The organism is Mesorhizobium huakuii (assembly GCF_014189455.1).
Lineage (GTDB): Bacteria > Pseudomonadota > Alphaproteobacteria > Rhizobiales > Rhizobiaceae > Mesorhizobium > Mesorhizobium huakuii_A.
The window spans coordinates 2406161-2426278 of the sequence record NZ_CP050296.1 but is presented as its reverse complement, the minus strand read 5'-3'; the positions used below and the strand labels follow the sequence as shown (position 1 = coordinate 2426278).

Sequence of the window (20118 nt, the reverse complement as noted above, 5' to 3'; positions counted from 1 at the left end):
CCTCAGCCTTGCCGGCTCGTTGTTGATTGCAACCTCATATTCGCACCAACATAGGCATTTGTTACCGGATTTTCTCGCATTTTCGATCGCCTGTCATGCGATGGCCGCGAGATAACGAGCGACCGATGCGTTGAACGCCGCCTTCCCGCCGCTGATAATATTCAGCTCCCACCATGCGCCACGGATGTCGTCGAAGTCGAAGGGTTCCTGTGCTGCCGCGATGCGGCGTACGGCCGCCGCGTTGAGCGGTATCTGGTTGGGATAGCTGTACTGAAGCTAACATGGCGGCGCGTCGGCGTCACCTGCACGGTGTCGCCGGTCAGCAGCGCGTTGCCGCCCTCGCGCTGCCAGTGCAGCACCTGGCTGCCGGGAAAATGGCCGCCGCAGCGGATGAGTGTCAGCGACGGGTTTATGGCCAGTGTCTCGCCTTGCCAGCTGACGATCGAGGGATGCGGCCGCATGATCCATTGGCGGTCATCGGCATGGAGATAGATCGGCACGCCGCCAAACGCGTCACTCCATTCACCCATCGCCGAATAGAAATGGCAGTGCGAGATGGCGATGGCCACCAGGCCGCCGCGGCGGGTGATCTCGGCCACGGCCTCGTCGCTGACCAGCGAGACGCAGTCCCACAGCACATTGCCGTGCTGCGTCTGCACCAGCTGCGCCCGCTGGCCGATGGCGAAGCGCGGCTCGATGCCGAAGCCGAGCACGCCGGCATCGTCCCGCATCATCAGCCGATGCCCGGCGGCGAGCTCCTGCGGCGTGATCCAGGCCTGGCCCTCCCAGCGCACGAACTGCCGCTCGTCTTCGCAGATCGGGCAGTGTTGTGGCGGTGTCTCCGTCGCCGCGAACTGGACGCCACACTGCAGGCAGAGGAAGCAGGTCATGGATCTCCCGTAGGTCTTTCAATGCTTTCTGGAAAGCTGCTTCGTCGCGCTTTCGAGCCCGGCCAGCGTCAGCGGGAACATGCGGCCGCCGAAGATGTCGCGGATCATGGCGATGGAATGGGTGTAGCCCCAGTTCTTCTCGCTCTCGGGATTGAGCCATACCGCATTCGGCCATTGCTGCAGCAGGCGGCCAAGCCAGACGGCGCCGGCCTCCGGGTTCCAGTGTTCCACTGACCCGCCGGGGTGGGCGATCTCGTAAGGGCTCATCGAAGCGTCGCCGACGACGATCACCTTGTAGTCTGGACCGTATTTGTGGAGAAGGTCGAAGGTCGGGATCACCTCGGCGTGGCGTCGCCGGTTGTCCTTCCACACGCCCTCATAGAGGCAGTTGTGAAAGTAAAAATATTCGAGCTGGCGGAATTCGGCCCGCGCCGCCGAAAACAGCTCTTCGACGCTCTTGATGTGGTCGTCCATCGAGCCGCCGACATCGAAGAACATCAGCAGTTTCAGGGCGTTGCGCCGTTCGGGCCGCGTCCGCACGTCGAGATAGCCGTGCTCGGCGGTGGCATGGATGGTGCCGGGCAGGTCGAATTCCTCCTCGGCGCCCTCGCGCACCCAGCGGCGCAGCCGCTTCAGCGCGATCTTGATGTTGCGGGTGCCGAGCTCGACGGCATCGTCGAAATTCCGGAACTCGCGCTTGTCCCACACTTTCACCGCACGCCGGTTGCGGCTTTCGTGCTGGCCGATGCGCACGCCTTCGGGATTGTAGCCATAAGCGCCGAAGGGCGAAGTGCCGCCGGTGCCGATCCATTTCGAGCCGCCCTGGTGACGGCCTTTCTGTTCCTCGAGCCGCTGTTTCAGCGTCTCCATCAGCTTTTCGAAACCGCCGAGCGCCTCGACCAGCTTTTTCTCTTCCTCGGTCAGGTGCTTTTCGGCAAGGCGGCGCAGCCATTCCTCGGGAATATTGGCGACATTGACCGCATCCGTTCCGCCCAGCGCCTCGATGCCCTTGAAGGCATGCGCGAACACCTGGTCGAAGCGGTCGATATGGCGCTCGTCCTTCACCAGAGCAGCCCGGGCCAGGTAGTAAAAACCCTCGACGTCATAGTCGACCAGTCCGGCTTCCAACCCTTCCAGCAGCGACAAATATTCCCGCAGCGAAACGGGGACACGTGCGGCCTTCAGTTCGAGGAAGAAGGGGATGAACATGGTCAGTTATCTATGGCCCTCGATCTTCTCTCGAGCAGCGCTTGCAATGAAGGCGGAACGTGTCAAGCCACGCCGGCCGGCTTCCTCGTCGATCGCCGCCAGGAGACCGGCGTCGAGCGATAGATTGGCCCGGACGGGGCGGCCGGAGTCGATCAGCACCGGTATCATCACGGCGGATTCACCTGAGGCGCTGTCGATTTCACCCTGTTTGAGCAGCTCGGCAACTGTACTGGATCCAGGCAGAGGCAGATGTTTTGCCAAGCGTGCTTCGGCCCATTCGCGCACGGCGGACGTCGCGTCGGCAATGGCCTCTTCGGGGCTTGCGCCGCCACCATGGCAGCCGGGAAGATCAGGCACCCGCACCCCCAGACATCCCTCGCGCCATCTAGAATTCCGACATAATGCGTCATGCGGTCCGTCCTCAAATCCATCCAGCCAGTCGGGCGATCGACCGGGCGACACCGGGAGATTGTTCACGATGCCGAGGCACGATGATTATCACCTCGGGTCGGTCCGAATGCTCATACTTGTCGTGCTTGCCGCCGCCGACACTTAGCCAACCGTCGCGCAAAAGCCTTGTGACGATCTTGCGCGTATTGGTCTCGATCAGTGGCATCCACACTCCTGATCATGCGCAATATATTGCGCAAAAGCTGCTATTTCAATCGTCAACTTTCTTCACAGCAGGTCGTACTCGATGAAGCCGGTGCGGCGCGCTACGTGGTCGTAGAGCTTGCGAGCCGTTGTGTTGGTCTCGTGCGTCATCCAATAGACGTTCTTGACGCCGTTTTTTTCTGCAGCGTCCTTCACCGCCTTGATCAATGCCGCACCGATGCCCTTGCCGCGCACGTCTGGGTCAGCGAACAGATCCTGCAGGTAGCAATTGTTTTTCTCGGACCAGCCTGAGCGGTGGTAGAGATAGTGGGTGAGGCCGACCGCCTTGCCGTCGAAGGTGGCAATAAAACCTTTCGGCTCGAACTCACCTTCCGTAAACAGCCGCTTCCAGGTGACGGCGTAGACCTCTTCCGGCAGCTTGGTCTCGTAGAAGGTGAGATAGTCGGTCCACAGGCGCTTCCAGTCGGCATGGTCGGACTGCGCGAGCGGGCGGACAATAATTTCAGACATTTCATCTCCTCCGAAGGTTCTGAGCCGAAGCTGCCTTCCTGTCCGACTGGCAGCAACGGTCCACAGAAGGGGAAAGCGCTATTGCTGCCGCCTCGCCATGAAGGCCAGCCGCTCGAACAGATGCACGTCCTGTTCGTTCTTCAGCAGCGCACCGTGCAGTTTGGGCAGTGCGTTTTTCGGGTCGGCGCGCAAATCCTCGGGTGCGATGTCGTCGGCGACCAGCAGCCTTATCCAGTCGAGCGCCTCGGAGGTCGACGGCTTCTTCTTCAGGCCTGGCACCTCGCGGATCTCGTAGAACTGGGTGAGGGCCGCGCGCACCAGGTTCTGCTTGATGCCGGGATAGTGGACATCGACAATCCTGTGCAGCGTGTCGACGTCGGGAAAGCGGATGTAGTGGAAGAAGCAGCGGCGCAGAAAGGCGTCCGGCAGTTCCTTCTCGTTGTTGGAGGTGATGATGACGATAGGGCGGACGGCGGCGCGGATGGTCTCGCCGGTTTCGTAGACGAAGAACTCCATCCGATCGAGTTCCTGCAGCAGGTCGTTGGGGAATTCGATGTCGGCCTTGTCGATCTCGTCGATCAAAAGCACGACCTTCTTGCCCGCCGCGAATGCCTCCCAGAGCTTGCCGCGCTTGATGTAGTTCTTGATGTCATTGAACCTGGCATCGCCGAGTTGGCTGTCGCGCAGCCGCGACACGGCGTCATACTCGTAAAGGCCTTGCTGTGCCCGCGTCGTCGATTTGACGTGCCATTCGATGAGATCGAGGCCGAGTGCCGCCGCCACCTGGCGGGCTAGCTCGGTCTTGCCGGTTCCGGGCTCGCCCTTGACCAGCAAGGGCCGCTCCAGCGCGATCGCCGCGTTGACGGCCACCATCAGATCCTTGTCGGCGACATAGGCCGCCGTGCCTTCGAAACGCATTTTTGCTCCTTGGTTCATTCCGTGAGCGTAAGGACGCCGCCCGGCCTGTGCAAGGGCGCGACGCGGGAGGCGAATAAAGCCGCCGAGGCCACCTGCGTCACTGGCGCTTGACCGATGAGCGGCCTATATTGGGGAGGACGGTCTGTGCTTCCCGGCAGGAGAACATTTTCCCCGGGGCCTTAACGATCCTTAGGGAGCTGTCCCTGGGAAGACCCGTGGGTTTTCTCACACGGCGCCCACCTACTTTGTAGGTTCCCGGGATCGCTCTCTCCACCGGTTGTGTGGATCGTCACTTCTTGCAGCGCATCCATGCATTGCGGTGGATGATGCGGTAGAAAACGTCGCTCCCAAAACGCCATCCGTATCCGGCCTTTTCTATCGTCCGCGCATGACATCTCTCAAAGACCAGAAAAAACAGCTGCGGCTCCAGGCGCTTGGACGCCGCGATGCGCTCGACGAATTCTGGCGGGTGGAGATGGCGCTCGAAATGGCCGAGACGGCGCGCGATCATCTTGCTATCGAGCCCGGTCAGATCGTATCCGGCTTCTGGCCGATGCGTTCGGAAGTCGACGTCAGGCCCTTGATGTTTGCCCTGCGCGAACAGGGCGCCAGGCTTTGCCTGCCGGCCATTCTCGACAAGACCACGATCGTCTTTCGCGAACTGGTGCGCGGCGCGCCGATGGTGGACATGGGCTTTGGCACGGTCGGGCCCCATGAAGAGGCCGAGGTGCTTGATCCCGAGGTGATGCTGGTGCCGCTCGCCGCCTTCGATGCGCGCGGCCACCGCATCGGCTACGGCGCCGGCTATTACGACCGCGCGATCGCCAGGCTCGTCGACAAGGGGCATACGCCCAGGCTGATCGGCATCGCCTTCGACTGCCAGGAGGTGGCGCAGGTTCCGGACGAGAACCATGACGTGGTCATCCCGGAAATACTCACCGAGAGCGGGTTGCGCCGCTTCGGCATCGCTTAAAATATCGCGATCTGCTTAACGCGTTTCCAAGACATACCGGATAGTATTCCTGCAATACAGTCCGGGCCGATGGCGACCATGGTTTTTGTCGTTGCACGCTTCCTGCTGATGCCGTTCGTCCTGATCGCGGTGACGTTGCTGGCGATGGCATTGCACATCATCGGAACCTCCCTGCATCACCAGGCCGCCTGGCAGCAGACGGTTGCCACCGTGACCTCTGTCAGTCCCTACAGCGAAAAGCAGGAAAGCGGCCTCACCACGGATGGCATCAATGTAGCCGTCGCCTATGTGGCCAATGACGCGCCGATGAGCTGGTCCGGCAAGGGAAAGATCATCGGCCTTTACAAGGCAGTCGTGGGCGACAAGGTGGAGTTGTACTACGACCCTGCCGATCCTTCGAAGCTCGATACCGCCGCGATGAAGGGCTGGCGCGGTGGGCTGTTGCTTGTTGCCGTTACGGGCGGTTTCATCGTCTTCTATGTCTGGTTTTTCTGGTTGCGCGGACGGAAGCCGCCGTCGCCGTCGTCGCCTGTTCGCGTCATTGGCGCGGTCGCAAAGCAGGGCCAACAGCAGCGTGGTACTTTCGGTCGGCGTTAGAGGCAGAAGTGCTGACCGAGGGCGAATTGCGCCGGTTCACGGCTTGACGTTTATGCCCGTCTGGCAATACTACTGAATTCCAGTAGGTTGGCATGCTTGAATTCGAGTGGGACGACGAGAAAGCAGCGAGCAATCTTGCCAAGCATGGTGTGGCATTTTCCGATGCCAAGCGCCTGTTCGATGACATTCATGCGCTGCACTATTCCGATCGCTCCATGGGCTACGAGGGGGAGCGGTTCATCGGCATCGGCATCGTCAACGGATTGGTGCTGACGGTGGTTTACACCGAACGCGGCGACCGAATAAGACTGATCTCCGCCAGAAAGGCGACGCGCCATGAGCAGAAAGCATATGACCAAGCACGCAGGGACTGAATCCGAGACCGATTGGGACCGCCTGCGCACGATGAGCGACGCGGATGCGGAGGCTGGCGCTTTGGCGGACAAGGACAATCCTCCGATCGCCACGGATCGGCCGGGCATGGCACCTGTCGCGCGTGTCAAAGTGATCCGTCGGGCTTTGCATCTCACCCAGGAGGAGTTTTCGGTCCGCTATCGCATTCCGCTCGGTACGCTCAGAGACTGGGAGCAAGGAAGAACCGAGCCGGACCAGGCAGCACAGGCCTATTTGCAGGTTATCGCCAAGGAGCCGGAAACGGTATCGCGGGCGCTCGGCACGCGTAGCGCCGCATGAGACTTCTTTTCCTCGGCGACATGGTTGGCAAGACGGGACGCACGGCAGTGTGGGAACAACTGCCCGGGTTGATCTCGGATTTCAAACTCGATTTCGTCATCGTCAACGGCGAAAATGCCGCCGGTGGCTTCGGCATCACCGAAGAGATCTTTCGCGAGACCATCGCGGCCGGCGCCGATGTTGTCACCACCGGCAACCATGTCTGGGACCAGCGCGACGCGCTCGCCTTCGCGCCGCGCGAAGAACGCTTCCTGCGCCCGTCGAATTTTCCCAAGGGCACGCCGGGGCGCGGCTCTGGCGTCTATATCGCCAGGAGCGGGGCTAGGGTGCTGGTCGCCAACATTATGGGCCGGGTGTTCATGCATCCCGAGCTCGACGATCCGTTCCAGGCCGGCGAGCGTGAGCTTGCCGCCTGCCCGCTCGGCGAGCAGGCTGATGCCGTAGTGATCGACTTCCACGCCGAGGCGACCTCGGAAAAGATGTGCTTCGCGCATTTCGTCGACGGCCGCGCCAGCCTGGTCGTCGGCACCCACACGCACCAGCCGACCGCCGACCACCAGATCCTCAATGGCGGCACCGGTTATCTGTCGGACGCCGGCATGTGCGGCGACTACGATTCCTCGCTCGGCATGGACAAGGAAGAACCGCTCAACCGGTTCCTGTCGAAAGTGCCGAAGGGGCGTTTCGAGGCGGCGACCGGACCGGCGACATTGTGTGGGGTTGGCGTCAATATTTCCGATCGTACAGGACTGACCGAGAAGATCGCGCCGTTTCGTCGCGGGCCGAGACTCGAAGAAACGGCTCCATCCTTCTGGTCATGACATTGATATAGGCGCACGCAGTACCTAACTGCCGACGACATCTGCTTCAGATCGTTAAACGAGGGGAAAACGACCTCCATGCAGCTTATCGAATTTCTTGCGCCGCATTTTCAATTCGTCTCCGATCCAACGGCATGGGTCGCCTTGCTGACGCTGGTGGTGCTGGAGATTGTGCTCGGCATCGACAATCTGATCTTCATCTCGATCCTGACCAACAAGCTGCCGGAAGCGCAACGGGCCCGCGCCCGCCGGCTCGGCATCTCGGCGGCGCTGGTCATGCGGCTGGTGCTGCTCGCCACCATCTCGATCATCGTCCAGCTGACGACGCCGGTGTTCACCGCTTTCGGTCACGGTTTCTCCTGGCGCGACCTGATCCTGGTCGCCGGTGGCCTGTTCCTGGTCTGGAAGGCGACCAAGGAGATCCACCACACGGTCGATCCCGACGATCATCAGGACACGATGTTGGGCGGGACGCTGCAGATCAGCCTTGCCGGCGCGATCTTCCAGATCCTGCTGCTCGACCTCGTCTTCTCGATCGATTCCATCATCACCGCCGTCGGCATGACCGACGAGATCGCCATCATGTATATCGCCGTGATCGTGGCCGTCACCGTGATGATGCTGGCGGCGGGGCCGCTCGCCAACTTCATCGCCAAGAACCCCAGCATCGTCATGCTGGCGCTGGGGTTCCTGCTGATGATCGGCATGACGCTGATCGCCGACGGCATGGGCTACCACGTGCCCAAGGGCTACATTTACGCGGCGATGGGTTTCTCGGCGCTGGTCGAAGGGCTCAACATGCTGGCGAGGCGGCGCAAGAAGGCGAAGTCAGGCGACGGGCATTGAATATGACTATCAATGATCTCAGCCAGGATCAGCGCGATCAGTTAGCCAAGCTGGCTGATTTGCCTGACCACAAGATCGACACTTCGGACATTCCGGAAGTGCCGTCCGATAGTTGGTCTCAAGCTCGCCGAAGCATCCATGTTGGCCGCAGGCAGGAAAAGCGACGATCCTGAGCGCCTGCCCGCAGCACAGCGCGGCTGGACGAATTGAGCCGATTTATCTATAAGCCGGCCATTCCGACAGAGACCGCCGTGCTTCCACGGGTTGCACCTGGGACGCTCTGAATTTTGAATTCGAGCATTTTGCAAAAGCGAGGTGATCCACCTGGCCGCGAGATGCTCTAGCCGAGAAGACGACAGGGGTGCCATGGCTGGCCATTCACAGTTCAAGAACATCATGCACCGCAAGGGCCGTCAGGACGCGGTGCGGTCGAAAATGTTTTCCAAGCTGGCGCGCGAAATCACCGTCGCCGCCAAGAGCGGCACGCCCGATCCGTCGATGAATCCACGCCTGCGACTGGCGATCCAGAACGCCAAGGCCGTGTCGATGCCGAAGGACAATATCCAGCGCGCCATCAACAAGGCCTCGATGGGCGATGCCGAAAACTACGAGGCCGTGCGCTATGAAGGCTATGGCCCGGGCGGCGTCGCCGTCATCGTCGAGGCCCTGACCGACAACCGCAACCGCTCGGCGTCGAATGTGCGCGCGGCCTTCACCAAGGCGGGCGGCGCGATGGGCGAAACCGGATCGGTGTCCTTCATGTGGGATCGTGTTGGCGAAATCTATTATCCGGCGTCGGCCGGCAGCGCCGACAAGGTCATGGAAGCGGCGATCGAAGCCGGTGCCGATGACGTGGAAAGCGACGAGGAAGGTCACACGATCTATTGTGCCTTCGAGAATCTCGGCGAGGTGTCGAAGGCACTCGAAGCCTCGCTCGGCGAGGCGGAATCGGTGAAGCTGATCTGGCGGCCGCAGAACAATGTTCCGGTCGACGAGGAGCGGGCACAGTCGCTGATGAAGCTGGTCGCCACGCTCGAGGACGACGATGACGTGCAAAGCGTCTACGCCAACTTCGAAGTCGACGAAGAGACGCTGGCCAAGCTCAGCGCGGCATGAGCGGAGCCCCGTCCGAGATGAGTGTGGCCCAGTCCGACCTAGCATTACAGTTGCGGTTTAGATTTCAGATGAGCTCGTCGAGCGGCCGCCTGATGGGCGCGCCTCCAGCATGACCATGCGATGACGTAGGCGGGTTTTATGCGACGCTGGGCGAGTCTGATGGCGATGCGCCGGACTTCCTGGATAGACCAGCGGATCAAATCCTGATGGTCGGCATCCGCGGTCTTTTTTGGGGCGTCACGTCATTGGCGCGGTATCGGATCACCGCCATCATGGCGAAGGCCAGCATGACGAGGGAGACGTGGCGATGCCAGCCATGCCATGACCGGGTTTCGTTGTGATCGAGTCCGAGCTCGTTCTTGGCGGTCTCGAAGCTGTCTTCGATCGCCCAGCGATGGCCTTCAACGGAAACGAGCGTCTGGATGCCCGTCCCGGCCGGGCACCATGTGGTGAAGAATGCGAGATCACCGTCGCTGATATTGCGCCGGATTAGGAGGCCACGGGTCCAAAGCCCCGATTTCGTCTCGTTATATTCGTCGGCATCGAGATCGGCGAGTTCGCAGTAGGCCCAGTCATGAAGCCGCGCGCCTTTGGTGCCCTCACCGGCGGAAAGACGCTGCCATGCAGTTGGATCAAGATCACGGGCGATCTCCTGAGCTGTGCCGGCGACCGGAGGCTTACCCGACCAGGAGCCGAAATGGTGGTCCGATTTGACCCCAAGAACGTAGCCTTTGCAGGCTCGGCGCAGGGTTCCTTCGACGTCCCCGACGCCATACACCGCATCTGCGGCCACCCATGAAAACGGCACATCGGCTGCCAGCGCACGCCGTATCATATCGACAGCCAAGCCTGGCTTGGTAGCGAAGGCTATAGCCTCAGGAACATGGGTTGCTGCAAGCCTTGCCCGATCTCCGGTCCAGCTTTTGGGCAAGTACAAGGCCCGGTCGATAAAGGCATGACCGCGAGCGGACACATAGGCGGCGAACACACCGATCTGGCAGTTCGTTATCTTGCCTGCCGAACCTGTATATTGACGCGCAACACCGCACGACGTCTTGCCCTGCTTGAGGAAGCCCGTCTCGTCGATGACCAGGACCGCATCATCCGTGGCGAGGTTTTCTACAACATACTCTCGCACGATGTCGCGAAGTGCGTCCGCGTCCCAACGCCCGCGACCCAGAACGGCTTGTTGCCGCCACGGGCCGGGGTCACCGGCCGCCTCAGCGCGCATCCAACCTGTCTTACGCCGCTCGTCACCCAGCAGGCCGTCCAGGAAGAGGTTCGCAGAGGCTGCAACTCGCTCCTGCGTAAACAGTCCGCGCATGCGAGCCTTCACGTCACGCAGCGATGATGCCCAAAGCTCAAGCGTCGTCTCGATTGATGCACCTGTCATCCATGACCTCCGAATCATGGAGACCCATAGATTCAGACCGTAGATAAATATGCAACTGTAATGCTAGGCGAGAAGCCCACCATCCGCATCACCTATTGCACGCAGTGCCAGTGGCTGCTGCGCGCCGCCTGGATGGCGCAGGAACTGCTCTCCACCTTCGGCACGGATCTTGGCGAAGTGACGCTGGTGCCTGGTACCGGCGGCATCTTCACCGTCTCCTGCAATGAGGTTCTCATCTGGGACCGCAAGCGCGACGGCGGCTTTCCCGATGCGGCAAAACTCAAGCAGCTGGTGCGCGACGTGATCGACCCGGATCGCGATCTCGGTCATTCCGACCGCAAGGGTCACACGTCGAAGGGGCACACGCAAAAAGACCCCGCCTGAGCGGAGTCTTTTGCGTTGTATAAGGCCTCTAACTCCTTGTTTTAACGCAATTCCGGACGGAAAACCGCTTCACACTTTTCCTGGAATTGCTCTAGAGCAATGCGAAGATAAAGCAGGCCATCGCCACGATGGCGGTGATGGTGCGGACGTGGTTCCACATCACCCATTGGCTCAGATGGTTCGCCCACACGGCGGCGCCATTGCTGCTGGCGGGGTCGACGGCGGCAAGCGCATCGTTGAGCGGCACGTTGAAGACCATGGTCACAATCGGATTGCCGACGAAATAGATCGCGGCGCCGGCGAGCAGCCAATAGGTGCCCGACTGGCTCCAGCCCAAGAGAGCAGCGGCAATGAGCACGAGGCAGATGAGGCCGGTGCCGAAAAGTGCTGTCATGAAAGTCGGCGTGATCACCGTGATGTTGATCGAATTCATCGCCGCGATGCCTTGCGGGACGGGCAGCCGGGCAAGTGCTGCCATGACGAAGTTGGAAAAGGCGAAGAACACACCGCCGACGACGCCCGAGCTGATCGCGGCGATGATGGTGAGGGCGGGGACAAGCTTGATCATCTCAGTTACTCCAAATGCCGGTTGCGGCGGTTTCGGTTGCGTAGGCGAAAAAGTCTTTCGGTGCACGGCCGAGCACGCGTTGGACGCCGTCGGTGAGCGACTCGTTGCGGCCGTCGAGCACCTGGGTGAACAGCTCATCGAGCAGCCAGACGATTTCGGGTGGCAGTTCATGCGACGCGACAGCGGTCGTGAACTCGTCATGCGAAATTCTGACAAAGCGGATGTCGCGCCCTGCTGCCTTGGCAATTTCGGCGACCGCGCCGGCGAAGCTCAACAGCCGCGGCCCCGTGAGCTCATAGAGCTGGCCGACATGACCGGGCTCAGTCAGCACCGCTTCGGCAGCGTCGGCGATGTCGTCGACATCGACAAAGGGTTCGCCGACAGGCCCGACCGGCAGTGCCACCTCGCCCGCCAGCAGCGGCTCGACGAGAAAGCCTTCGCTGAAATTCTGCGAGAACCATGCGCAGCGCAGGATCGTCCAGTCGGCCCCGGAAGCTTTCAGCATCTCTTCGGCGCGCTGCGCCTCGTGCTCGCCGCGGCCAGACAACAGCACCAGCCGGCGAACGCCATGCCGCACCGCAAGGCGGGCGAAGGCAGCGATCACTTCGGCGGCGCCCGGCACGGCGATATCGGGGTAGTAGCTGATGTAGACCGCGCTGACGTCCTCGAGTGCAGGAGCCCAGCTTGCGGGGACTTCCCAGTCGAAGCGCGGCGTGGCGGAACGGGAGCCGATCCGTACCGGAATGCCGCGCGCCGTCAGCCGCTCGGCGAGACGGCGGCCGGTCTTGCCGGTGCCGCCGAGGATCAGGATTGGTTTGGTTGTCGTGTTGGTCATCTCTGGTTTCCTTGTTTAAAACATGAGCAATCCTCACATTTGCAAAACGTGATAAACCCTCGTATTTTGCGAGTCAAGCCATTACCTCGGCGATTTTGCCGAATGCGTTGTTGGAGACAGTCCATGGAAGGCACGCCGGCCAATGAGCAGATCGCTTCGCCACGGCGGGCGCCAAGCCAGCAGCGCAGCCGCGAGCGGGTGGAGCGCATGCTGGCGGCCGCCTCGGCGCTGATCACCGAGCAAGGCAGCGACGCCATGCGCATGGGCGAAGTCGCGGAACGGGCAGGGGTGTCGATCGGCTCGCTCTACCAGTTCTTTCCCGACAAGCGGGCGATCATCTGGGCACTGGCCGAGCGCTACACCGCCGAAAGCCAGGCCTGTATCTCGGCGGCACTTGCCGATGTCAGCGATGTGGAAGGGCTGAACCAAGCCTTTTCAGAGCTGGTCGATATCTATTACGGGCTGTTCCTGGCCGAGCCGGTGATGCGCGACATCTGGTCGGGCACCCAGGCCGACAAGGCGCTGCGCCAGCTGGAACTCGCCGACAGCCGCGCCAATGCCGAATTCCTCGTGGCGGTGCTGAAGCGCTTGCGTCCCGGCGCCGATCCGGTCGCCCTGGAGACGACGGCGTTTCTCGTCTGGCAAATGGGCGAGGCTGCGGTAAGGCTGGCCATCTCGGTCGAGCGGCAGGAGGGCGACAGGCTGGTCGCCGCCTACAAGCGCATGGCGCTGAGGGAATTGGCCGGAGACTGAGTGGCGTTGCGCCTGTTTATTTTCCTCCTGCCGGCAAAGATGTGGCCGGCAAGGATGTGGCTGGCAAGGATGTGGCCGACATCGCACCGCCTGGCGGCTGGTGCTCAAGCCGCCATGCCTTCGGGCTCAGGCCGGTGATGCGCAGGAACTCGCGATTGAAGTTCGATTTGCTGAGGAAACCGGCGTCGAACATGATGCGGGTGATCGGTTCGTCCGTCGCAGCCAGCAGCCGGCGCGCCTCGTCGATCCTCTGGTTGTTGACATATTGCGACACGCTCGATCCGTGGATGCGATTGATCGCCGACGACACTTGCCGAGCCGGCAGGCCGAGCCGCCTGGCGATGCGCCCAAGGTTGAGATCGACGTCCTTGTAGAGTTCCTTCGACCGCATCAGCGCGTCGACCGCCGCCGCGATCGCGGAATCTTCGCTGGTTGCCTGTGGTGTTTCCACCTGAGGCCGATCCTCTTCGTCCTCGTCCGAAGCAGCGGCTTCGCTGGCGACCGCGGCAGCGCCGCCGAGCAGCAACAGCGCCAGCACGTTGCCGCCGGCAATGACCGCGCCGGAATGAGCACCGCCAGTCCACTGCAGATCGAAACTGATGATGATGTCGGTGATCGGCGACACGAGGATCGCCAGCGCCGTCACCCACAGCGATCGGTAGGATCGCAAGACGCCGTCGAGGCGCGATTCGACGAGGATATCGGGGCCGGCCAACGCAAGCCAAAGAAGTGCCAGCCCATATGACAGGAACACCAGGATGATCACCGGCCCGACCGGCTCGCGCCAGAAGATCAGCAGCAGGGCAACCAGCCAGGCCGGCAGCAGATGCGGCCACAGCCGTGCCAGCCGATGCTCCGAGCGTTCCTTCGTCAGGCTGCTGAAGGCGATCCAGGCAAGCGGCGCGATCAGCGTCGCCATCACCGACAGGAACGGCATGACGACCCTGGCATCATAACCCCAGCGGATGCCGATCAGCACCGACTGCAAGGCGTAGACCGCCATCAGCAGCATGAAGGCGATGTTCTCGCGCAGGTCGGCCTCGTTTCGGCGGATCATCTGTATGAGCAGGATGACGAGCAGCAGGGAGACGACGAACGGCAGGGGAATGAAGATCATGATAGCAAGCGTGGTTCCAGGGCTGGCAGCGACCGACGATGACCTGGATTGCGTTCACGGTCGTCCCGGATCGCGATCGAGGTCGCGGAAATCGACATTCCCGGCCACTCCGACAAACGCCACGGTCCAGCCGGGACCGCCACACATGATCGGAGATATCAATGAAATCCGCAATTCTTGGCCTGCTGTCATTCGGCAGCGCAGCCCTTGCGTCACCGGCGAGCGGAGATGCCGGCAAGACGCTCGATCTCGCCGGTGTGAGCGCCGTCGTCATCACCGGCGAAGCCAGTTCCGTCAGGCTCACCACTTCGGCCTCGGCGCCGTACCAGGCGATGATCGGCAGCCGCCGCGAAGGCTGGTTCGCGCGCTGGTATTCGAGTTGGTTCGCCGATGACTGCAGCCTTGCCAGCGACATGAAGCTGGAGGCTTCGACATTGCGTATCGACGTTGCCCCCGCCTCATGGCTGGATCCCTCCGACTGCAGGGTCGAGATCTACGCCAACATTCAGCCCGAAAGTTCGGTGTCGATCGACCAGGCGGCGCTGCAGGCCAACATGGCGGGGAATTTCTCGAGCATCGCCATAACCAGCAAGGCCGCCGACGTTTCGCTGAACGGGCATGCCTCGACCGTCGACCTCAAAGGCGACGCGCTGAAAGCCAATCTCGCCTTTGGCAGCGTCAGGAAGGACGAAAACATCACCATCACCGGCAAGGCGCTGGATGCCACGCTGTCTTTCGGCCAGGGGGCTGCGATCAACTATTCAGTCACCGCGACGGCGTCCTTAGTCGACAGCGCGCTTGCCAACACCGCCGGTGCCAAGCCCTCGGTCGTCATCAAGGGGGACTTTGTTCGCGCCACCATTCGTTGAACAAGCGCGCTATGTGCCGAAATAGCTGCGAAGCATTTCCGCGCGCTCATCCTCTGCGCACATCGCCATGCGGGCAAGGCTCAGCCTGCCTCGACGGAGCGCGACAACAGCCAACGCACAGTTCGCGGTCTCGTCGTCAGTCGAAGTTGCCAGGTCCCGCAATGCTAGGTGCAGAAGCGTCTGCCACGCTACGCTGTAGTGCGGTTCGATCCAATCCGGAACCGGTGGGTTCTGGTCATCGAGCAATCGCGCTTCTTCGATCGTCGCGGCCAGACCGTAAGCACCCCAATAGGCCGGAGCGTGGTCTTCGGAGATACGAGCGATTTCCACAACGGCAGCATAGGAAGCGTCCCCGACATCCCCCTGATGATGCAGTTCATTCCAGAGTTCATCCCAGGCCGACTTGCTGGTGTAGTGAACGGCCAGCTTTTGCAAGGCCGGCCGCGGATCGTAGATAACCTTGTACCCGCCTTTGAGGCCGGACCATCTGATATCGTCGAGAATAGACATGTCACTCTCCCTGATGACGACTTCGTCCCAATACGGCCATTTGAGGTCAACAAAAAACCCGCCTCGGAGGCGGGTTTTTGATCTGCGACAATGCCGAAGTTGGCTTAGAGGCCGAAACCTTCGAAACGCTTCTTGAACTTCGACAGGCGGCCGCCGCGGTCGAGCAGGGTCTGCTGGCCGCCGGTCCAGGCCGGGTGCGTGGTCGGGTCGATATCGAGGTTCATCGTATCGCCTTCCTTGCCCCAGGTCGAACGGGTCGTGTATTCGGTGCCGTCGGTCATGACGACCTTGATGGTGTGGTAGTCGGGATGAATAGCGCTCTTCATGGCTCGGTTCCTGGCTTGCCGGCGCGGCTGACGGGCATAAGCCTGCGTCGATGCGCCTCTTTTTAAAACTCGAAGCCGCAGCTATTGAGGAGCCACGGCTTCTAAAACGGTCGGCGAGCCTATACATCAGGCGGAATTGAATCACAAGGCCGCGGCAAGCGCATATTGAAGCGCATAAAGCTTAAGCGGCTAGAGGAAACATCGAGATGGCGCAAATCAGCAGCGCAGACGAGCGCCGACGCTCGCTCAAGCCGCTCAGGCGCCTGTTCCCCTATATCACTGGATATCGCACGCTGGTCGTCGGCGCCCTCATCTCGCTGGCCATCGCGGCGGCAACGACATTGGCGCTGCCGCTGGCCGTGCGGCGCATGATCGACCATGGTTTCTCGTCGGCCAGCACCACCTTCATCGCTGAATATTTCGCCGCATTGGTGGCGATGGCCGCCATGCTGGCGGCGGCATCGGCCTGCCGCTACTATTTCGTCATTACGCTGGGCGAACGCGTCGTCGCCGACATCAGGCGCGATGTCTTTGCCCATGTGACGACGCTGTCGCCTGCCTTCTTCGATACGGCCCAGTCGGGCGAGATCGTGTCGCGGCTTGCCGCCGACACCACGCAGGTCAAATCGGCGGTCGGCGCCACGGCCTCGGTTGCGCTGCGCAACGTTATCCTCGGCCTCGGCGCGGTCGGCATGATGGTCATCACCAGCCCGAAACTGTCCTTCCTGGTCATAGCCGCCATTCCCGTCATCGTGCTGCCGCTGGTCGCCTTCGGCCGTTCGGTGCGGCGCAAGTCAAGGCAGGCGCAGGACACGCTTGCCGAGGCGACAGCCTATGCCAGCGAGCAGATCGGCGCGGTGCGCACCTTGCAGGCCTTCACCAATGAGAAACTGGTCACCGGACGGTTTTCGGGTGCGGTGGAAGCCGCCTTCGAGGCGGCGCGCGCCTCGATCTTCGCGCGCTCCTTCCTCACCTTCTTCGCCATTTTCACCATATTCTCGTCTGTCGTCGCGGTGCTGTGGTTCGGCTCGCGCGACGTGCTCGAGGGCACGATATCGCCGGGCACACTTGGCCAGTTCCTGCTCTATTCGGTGTTTGCCGCCGGCGCGCTCGGCGCGCTCTCGGAAGTCTGGGGCGAGCTCGCACAAGCGGCGGGTGCTGCCGAACGGCTGACCGAGATTCTGGCCGAAAAGCCGGCGATCCAGGCGCCGTCCAATCCGAAGCCGCTGCCGGCGGTCGCCAAGGGCGCGATCGTCTTCGACGACGTCTCCTTCTCCTATCCGGCGCGGCCCGACCGTGCCGCCGTCCACGGCTTGAGTTTCCAGGTCATGCCCGGTGAGACGGTGGCCATCGTTGGTCCCTCGGGGGCGGGCAAGAGCACGGTCTTTTCGCTGATCCTGCGCTTCTACGATCCCGAGACCGGCAAGATCCTGATCGATGGCGTCGACGTGCGCGAAGCCGATCCGGTTTCGGTGCGCGAGCGCATCGCCATCGTGCCGCAGGATGTCACCATCTTCGCGGCGAGCGCGCGCGACAATATCGGCTTTGGCCGACCGGGGGCAGTCCATGCCGAGATCGAGGCGGCGGCGAAGGACGCGCTGGCCGATGAATTCATCCTCAAGCTCGAGAACGGCTACGACAGCCAGGTCGGCGAGCGCGGCGTGACGCTGTCCGGCGGCCAGCGCCAGCGTGTGGCGATCGCCCGCGCCATCCTGCGCGACGCGCCGATCCTGCTGCTCGACGAAGCCACCTCGGCACTCGACGCCGAAAGCGAGACCTTGGTGCAGACGGCGCTGGAACGGCTGATGCGGGGCCGCACCACCATCGTCATCGCCCACCGGCTGGCGACGGTGCTGAAGGCCGACAGGATCCTGGTGATGGATGGCGGTCGCATCGTCGAAGAAGGCACGCATCAGAGCCTGGTCGCCAAGGGCGGCATCTATGCCAGGCTGGCCAAGCTACAGTTCGAGACCGGCGCCAGCGCCTTCAGGGGCGCAGCCGAGTAGCTTTTCCGGGTGGCCTCCGGTCGGAGACCTTTTCACCGCAATTGCCTTGGCGGCTCAATTCGCCTCGGTTTCGGCATAGCCGAAATTGTAGCTCCAGGAGGAATTGTCGCTCATCTTCCTGCGTGACCTCAGATACGAACCGACATCCTTGGCGGGAACGCGGTCGCCGATCGTCTTGAGAAACCAGTCGACCTGGAATTCGGTCGGTGTGCTCGACCAGCGCGCCTTGAAGGCGACATAGGGCGTGATCACGTCGTCGGATTTTTCGGGACCGACAAACGCCGCCTTCAGGTTTTTGACGATGCACTGATGGTGCTTGAAGATCGGGCTGCCAAGCCAGATTGGCCCGGTCCTGCCAACCATGTCCGGCTCCGGCAAATTGTTGATGCCGACATCCGCCTTCAACGGAAAATTCTTGATGAGATCATCGGCGTCGAGGTCCTCGGCCGGCAGCTCGTAGGATTCGACCGTGGTGACGACATTGCCGTCGCGATCGTCATGTGTCGACAACGGCGCCAGGCTGGTCATCCCCGGATACTGCCGGTTGTAATACTGGAGATAGTCGTCGGCGAGCTTGGTGGCCGATTGCGAAACCAGCCTGTAGCGCATTGAGTCGGCATCAGCGTCCCGATAGGTCGTGCTGACCGTCAGCTTGAGCGCCTCGCCTTTGAGTTTGGGAAAATCGAACGCCTCGCTGACGAAGGTGGTCGGCTGGAAGAGCTCCTTGCGCTCCATCCGTTCCATCCGCGCGCTGCCGGCGACGATCGGCAAGGCAAAGCCATAGTCGGGCGGAACAAGGTTCTCGGCGCGGCCACCCTGCAGGTAATTGGTCGCGTCGATCCAGTAGGTCTGGCTTTTGATCGTCGCCTTGACGATGACGTGGTCGAAGGCGCGGATCGTCGGCAGCATGTCGCCAAGCGCCAGTCCGTCATCAAGATCGGTCAAGGCCGGGTCAGCCTGAACGCCGAGCCGGCGCAGGCTGGAGGCAAGAAGCAGCGCCTTGTCCTTGCAATCGCCGAAGCCCGAGGCAATCACGGTGCTGGGGCTGCGGGGAATGTAGGAGCCACGACCCATCGACAGGCTGACATAACGGATGGTGTCCTGAACCAGCCGCATCGCCTCGATCATCCGGTCTTCCGGGCTGGCGTATCTGGCGGCGATATCATCGAGCTTCGATGCGAAGGCGGCCGGCAATTCCTGGTCGAGCCGGTAGTAGGGCAACATCGCATCGACGACGTCCTGCCATTTGGCTGTCGAGGAGATCTGGATCGTCGGGTAGGTCAGGAAATCCGCGGGCAGGTTTTCCTCGGGCTTGACCGGTGCAGGGTTGAAGCTTTGCCAGGTGTAGGTTTTCAACGCACCGTCGGTTTTGATATCCGGCTGGATGTCGGTGCGCACCTGGCGGATGTTCAAGGGCTGGTTTGCCGGCCAGACGACCTTCTCGCGGATGAGCGCGATGGGTTCGCCCCAGGCCATGGCGACCGAGTGGAAAAACAGGTCGGCGCCGACGATCGGTGTCCTGACGGTGGTCTTGCCATAGTCGATGATGTCGCCGACACGGACATCGTCGACATTCACGTAAGCCGTGAGCCAGCCGTCGAACAGGCCCTTCTCCGCATCCTTTTCGCGCCGGAACACATCGAAAGTGGCTCCGGGCAGCCGGTCGATGACCACGCCGTCGCGGATGATGTTCAGCCAGTTCATCGTGACCTGCGATGTCGCCGGGTCGAACTCGAAATTGATAGCGGCGCCGCGCTCAAGCCCGGTGCGGTCGACGATCCTGTAGGCATAGTGGTCGAAGGCCTCGATGCCACCGGGCTGCTGCCGGATCTGATATTCCGAGACAAGATTGGAGATGCCGCTTTTGATCCGGCTGTCGAGATGCGGGTCCGCCTTCGGAAGCTCGATCCGGTCGATCCAGGCGCCAGGGCTGCCCTTGTGGATCTCGGCGTCGGCCATGGCCGGGGCGCAGAAAAGCGTAAAGGCAATCAAGACGAAAAGCCGCGTGATCGCAGAAGATGTCACCGGAAGTACCCGCCCTCATGATCCGCACGTCTCGCAATATCGTCGGATACCACCAGTGATAGAAAAGTAGTGGCGATCCTGCAAGATCGCCGCCAGGCGATGACGCTTCACAGCCAGCCATCCTTGTTCACTGCCGCTGGTCAC

24 protein-coding genes, 1 other RNA gene and 1 pseudogene are annotated in these 20118 nt (G+C 61.8%); 13 read left to right on the top strand and 13 right to left on the bottom strand.

The genetic code is table 11. The features are described from left to right. Window positions 1-93 precede the first annotated feature (93 nt). The 6 genes and pseudogenes from HB778_RS11945 to HB778_RS11920 all read right to left on the bottom strand — a co-directional run bounded on the left by HB778_RS11945 (window position 94) and on the right by HB778_RS11920 (window position 4142). Window positions 94-890: pseudogene (locus HB778_RS11945) on the bottom strand (MBL fold metallo-hydrolase). 18 nt (window positions 891-908) lie between these two features. Further along, entirely contained in the window at window positions 909-2099 is a 1191-nt protein-coding gene (locus tag HB778_RS11940; protein WP_183464027.1) for a vWA domain-containing protein, read from the bottom strand. A gap of 6 nt (window positions 2100-2105) precedes the next feature. After that, window positions 2106-2456: a type II toxin-antitoxin system HicB family antitoxin gene (locus HB778_RS11935; RefSeq protein ID WP_244661893.1), complete on the bottom strand. Its 351-nt coding sequence runs from the start codon at window positions 2454-2456 to the stop codon at window positions 2106-2108. Window positions 2457-2520: 64 nt separating this feature from the next. Further along, window positions 2521-2715 (bottom strand): type II toxin-antitoxin system HicA family toxin, encoded by a 195-nt coding sequence (locus HB778_RS11930; protein WP_095201105.1) that lies wholly within the window; start codon window positions 2713-2715, stop codon window positions 2521-2523. 62 nt (window positions 2716-2777) lie between these two features. After that, the gene (locus tag HB778_RS11925; protein WP_183464025.1) at window positions 2778-3224 is read right to left on the bottom strand and encodes a GNAT family N-acetyltransferase; all 447 of its coding nucleotides are present in this window, start codon (window positions 3222-3224) and stop codon (window positions 2778-2780) included. Between the two features lie 78 nt (window positions 3225-3302). Further along, window positions 3303-4142, bottom strand: coding sequence for an AAA family ATPase (locus HB778_RS11920; RefSeq protein WP_183464023.1), 840 nt, complete (start codon window positions 4140-4142; stop codon window positions 3303-3305). 136 nt (window positions 4143-4278) lie between these two features. Between HB778_RS11920 and ssrS the strand changes: the two genes are divergently transcribed. The 9 genes from ssrS (at window position 4279) to HB778_RS11875 (ending at window position 9188) form a co-directional block, all read left to right on the top strand. Further along, a non-coding RNA gene (gene ssrS / locus HB778_RS11915) (6S RNA) lies at window positions 4279-4434 on the top strand. 96 nt (window positions 4435-4530) lie between these two features. After that, entirely contained in the window at window positions 4531-5115 is a 585-nt protein-coding gene (locus HB778_RS11910) for a 5-formyltetrahydrofolate cyclo-ligase (RefSeq protein ID WP_183464022.1), read from the top strand. 108 nt (window positions 5116-5223) lie between these two features. Further along, the gene (locus HB778_RS11905; protein ID WP_183464020.1) at window positions 5224-5712 is read left to right on the top strand and encodes a DUF3592 domain-containing protein; all 489 of its coding nucleotides are present in this window, start codon (window positions 5224-5226) and stop codon (window positions 5710-5712) included. Window positions 5713-5804: 92 nt separating this feature from the next. Then, a complete protein-coding gene (locus HB778_RS11900) occupies window positions 5805-6086 on the top strand; it encodes a BrnT family toxin (protein WP_183464018.1) in 282 nt (93 codons plus the stop codon). A gap of 31 nt (window positions 6087-6117) precedes the next feature. Continuing rightward, window positions 6118-6405, top strand: a complete 288-nt coding sequence (locus HB778_RS11895) for a helix-turn-helix domain-containing protein (protein WP_095201110.1) — start codon at window positions 6118-6120, stop codon at window positions 6403-6405. Beyond that, window positions 6402-7226: a TIGR00282 family metallophosphoesterase gene (locus HB778_RS11890; protein WP_019861780.1), complete on the top strand. Its 825-nt coding sequence runs from the start codon at window positions 6402-6404 to the stop codon at window positions 7224-7226. The genes HB778_RS11895 and HB778_RS11890 overlap by 4 nt, the downstream gene beginning before the upstream one ends. Window positions 7227-7304: 78 nt before the next feature. After that, entirely contained in the window at window positions 7305-8072 is a 768-nt protein-coding gene (locus HB778_RS11885; protein WP_183464016.1) for a TerC family protein, read from the top strand. Further along, complete coding sequence (locus HB778_RS11880; protein WP_183464007.1) at window positions 8069-8245, top strand: hypothetical protein; 177 nt, start codon at window positions 8069-8071, stop codon at window positions 8243-8245. The genes HB778_RS11885 and HB778_RS11880 overlap by 4 nt, the downstream gene beginning before the upstream one ends. 193 nt (window positions 8246-8438) lie before the next feature. Next, on the top strand, window positions 8439-9188 hold the full coding sequence (locus HB778_RS11875; RefSeq protein WP_183464005.1) for a YebC/PmpR family DNA-binding transcriptional regulator: 750 nt from the start codon (window positions 8439-8441) through the stop codon (window positions 9186-9188). A 196-nt stretch (window positions 9189-9384) separates the two neighbouring features. Here the strand turns inward: HB778_RS11875 and HB778_RS11870 are convergent, their stop codons facing one another. Next, on the bottom strand, window positions 9385-10599 hold the full coding sequence (locus tag HB778_RS11870; protein ID WP_183445108.1) for an IS701 family transposase: 1215 nt from the start codon (window positions 10597-10599) through the stop codon (window positions 9385-9387). A 42-nt stretch (window positions 10600-10641) separates the two neighbouring features. Here HB778_RS11870 and HB778_RS11865 point away from each other — a divergent pair, with 42 nt between their 5' ends. After that, window positions 10642-10965, top strand: a complete 324-nt coding sequence (locus HB778_RS11865; protein WP_183464003.1) for a SelT/SelW/SelH family protein — start codon at window positions 10642-10644, stop codon at window positions 10963-10965. A 91-nt stretch (window positions 10966-11056) separates the two neighbouring features. On the opposite strand, the gene HB778_RS11860 is transcribed toward HB778_RS11865, so the two are convergent. Together HB778_RS11860 and HB778_RS11855 are read right to left on the bottom strand one after the other, a co-directional pair. Continuing rightward, complete coding sequence (locus HB778_RS11860) at window positions 11057-11533, bottom strand: DUF1772 domain-containing protein (protein ID WP_183464001.1); 477 nt, start codon at window positions 11531-11533, stop codon at window positions 11057-11059. Between the two features lies 1 nt (window position 11534). Next, window positions 11535-12368 carry an NAD(P)H-binding protein gene (locus tag HB778_RS11855; RefSeq protein WP_183463999.1) on the bottom strand — a complete coding sequence of 278 codons (834 nt, stop codon included), beginning with the start codon at window positions 12366-12368 and terminating at the stop codon, window positions 11535-11537. Window positions 12369-12491: 123 nt separating this feature from the next. On the opposite strand from HB778_RS11855, the gene HB778_RS11850 reads away from it, so the two are divergent. Further along, entirely contained in the window at window positions 12492-13121 is a 630-nt protein-coding gene (locus tag HB778_RS11850; RefSeq protein WP_183463997.1) for a TetR/AcrR family transcriptional regulator, read from the top strand. A gap of 16 nt (window positions 13122-13137) precedes the next feature. On the opposite strand, the gene HB778_RS11845 is transcribed toward HB778_RS11850, so the two are convergent. Beyond that, complete coding sequence (locus HB778_RS11845; protein WP_183463994.1) at window positions 13138-14238, bottom strand: helix-turn-helix domain-containing protein; 1101 nt, start codon at window positions 14236-14238, stop codon at window positions 13138-13140. Between the two features lie 161 nt (window positions 14239-14399). Between HB778_RS11845 and HB778_RS11840 the strand changes: the two genes are divergently transcribed. Next, on the top strand, window positions 14400-15107 hold the full coding sequence (locus HB778_RS11840) for a hypothetical protein (RefSeq protein ID WP_183463992.1): 708 nt from the start codon (window positions 14400-14402) through the stop codon (window positions 15105-15107). Between the two features lie 9 nt (window positions 15108-15116). Here the strand turns inward: HB778_RS11840 and HB778_RS11835 are convergent, their stop codons facing one another. Next, window positions 15117-15617: a hypothetical protein gene (locus HB778_RS11835; protein ID WP_183463990.1), complete on the bottom strand. Its 501-nt coding sequence runs from the start codon at window positions 15615-15617 to the stop codon at window positions 15117-15119. Between the two features lie 104 nt (window positions 15618-15721). Next, the gene (gene rpmE / locus HB778_RS11830) at window positions 15722-15943 is read right to left on the bottom strand and encodes a 50S ribosomal protein L31 (RefSeq protein ID WP_010912060.1); all 222 of its coding nucleotides are present in this window, start codon (window positions 15941-15943) and stop codon (window positions 15722-15724) included. A 206-nt stretch (window positions 15944-16149) separates the two neighbouring features. Here rpmE and HB778_RS11825 point away from each other — a divergent pair, with 206 nt between their 5' ends. Beyond that, window positions 16150-17949: an ABC transporter transmembrane domain-containing protein gene (locus HB778_RS11825; RefSeq protein WP_183463988.1), complete on the top strand. Its 1800-nt coding sequence runs from the start codon at window positions 16150-16152 to the stop codon at window positions 17947-17949. A 54-nt stretch (window positions 17950-18003) separates the two neighbouring features. Here the strand turns inward: HB778_RS11825 and HB778_RS11820 are convergent, their stop codons facing one another. Beyond that, complete coding sequence (locus tag HB778_RS11820) at window positions 18004-19974, bottom strand: DUF3857 domain-containing protein (protein WP_183463986.1); 1971 nt, start codon at window positions 19972-19974, stop codon at window positions 18004-18006. Window positions 19975-20118 lie beyond the last annotated feature (144 nt).

Excerpts from the sequence above, each read along its gene's own strand:
- HB778_RS11940 (WP_183464027.1), bottom strand. The coding sequence starts at position 2,099 with ATGTTCATCCCCTTCTTCCTCGAACTGAAGGCCGCACGTGTCCCCGTT.
- HB778_RS11930 (WP_095201105.1), bottom strand. The coding sequence starts at position 2,715 with ATGCCACTGATCGAGACCAATACGCGCAAGATCGTCACAAGGCTTTTG.
- HB778_RS11925 (WP_183464025.1), bottom strand. The coding sequence starts at position 3,224 with ATGTCTGAAATTATTGTCCGCCCGCTCGCGCAGTCCGACCATGCCGAC.
- HB778_RS11920 (WP_183464023.1), bottom strand. The coding sequence starts at position 4,142 with ATGCGTTTCGAAGGCACGGCGGCCTATGTCGCCGACAAGGATCTGATG.
- HB778_RS11910 (WP_183464022.1), top strand. The coding sequence starts at position 4,531 with ATGACATCTCTCAAAGACCAGAAAAAACAGCTGCGGCTCCAGGCGCTT.
- HB778_RS11905 (WP_183464020.1), top strand. The coding sequence starts at position 5,224 with ATGCCGTTCGTCCTGATCGCGGTGACGTTGCTGGCGATGGCATTGCAC.
- HB778_RS11900 (WP_183464018.1), top strand. The coding sequence starts at position 5,805 with ATGCTTGAATTCGAGTGGGACGACGAGAAAGCAGCGAGCAATCTTGCC.
- HB778_RS11895 (WP_095201110.1), top strand. The coding sequence starts at position 6,118 with ATGAGCGACGCGGATGCGGAGGCTGGCGCTTTGGCGGACAAGGACAAT.
- HB778_RS11890 (WP_019861780.1), top strand. The coding sequence starts at position 6,402 with ATGAGACTTCTTTTCCTCGGCGACATGGTTGGCAAGACGGGACGCACG.
- HB778_RS11885 (WP_183464016.1), top strand. The coding sequence starts at position 7,305 with ATGCAGCTTATCGAATTTCTTGCGCCGCATTTTCAATTCGTCTCCGAT.
- HB778_RS11875 (WP_183464005.1), top strand. The coding sequence starts at position 8,439 with ATGGCTGGCCATTCACAGTTCAAGAACATCATGCACCGCAAGGGCCGT.
- HB778_RS11870 (WP_183445108.1), bottom strand. The coding sequence starts at position 10,599 with ATGATTCGGAGGTCATGGATGACAGGTGCATCAATCGAGACGACGCTT.
- HB778_RS11865 (WP_183464003.1), top strand. The coding sequence starts at position 10,642 with ATGCTAGGCGAGAAGCCCACCATCCGCATCACCTATTGCACGCAGTGC.
- HB778_RS11860 (WP_183464001.1), bottom strand. The coding sequence starts at position 11,533 with ATGATCAAGCTTGTCCCCGCCCTCACCATCATCGCCGCGATCAGCTCG.
- HB778_RS11855 (WP_183463999.1), bottom strand. The coding sequence starts at position 12,368 with ATGACCAACACGACAACCAAACCAATCCTGATCCTCGGCGGCACCGGC.
- HB778_RS11850 (WP_183463997.1), top strand. The coding sequence starts at position 12,492 with ATGGAAGGCACGCCGGCCAATGAGCAGATCGCTTCGCCACGGCGGGCG.
- HB778_RS11845 (WP_183463994.1), bottom strand. The coding sequence starts at position 14,238 with ATGATCTTCATTCCCCTGCCGTTCGTCGTCTCCCTGCTGCTCGTCATC.
- HB778_RS11840 (WP_183463992.1), top strand. The coding sequence starts at position 14,400 with ATGAAATCCGCAATTCTTGGCCTGCTGTCATTCGGCAGCGCAGCCCTT.
- HB778_RS11835 (WP_183463990.1), bottom strand. The coding sequence starts at position 15,617 with ATGTCTATTCTCGACGATATCAGATGGTCCGGCCTCAAAGGCGGGTAC.
- rpmE (WP_010912060.1), bottom strand. The coding sequence starts at position 15,943 with ATGAAGAGCGCTATTCATCCCGACTACCACACCATCAAGGTCGTCATG.
- HB778_RS11825 (WP_183463988.1), top strand. The coding sequence starts at position 16,150 with ATGGCGCAAATCAGCAGCGCAGACGAGCGCCGACGCTCGCTCAAGCCG.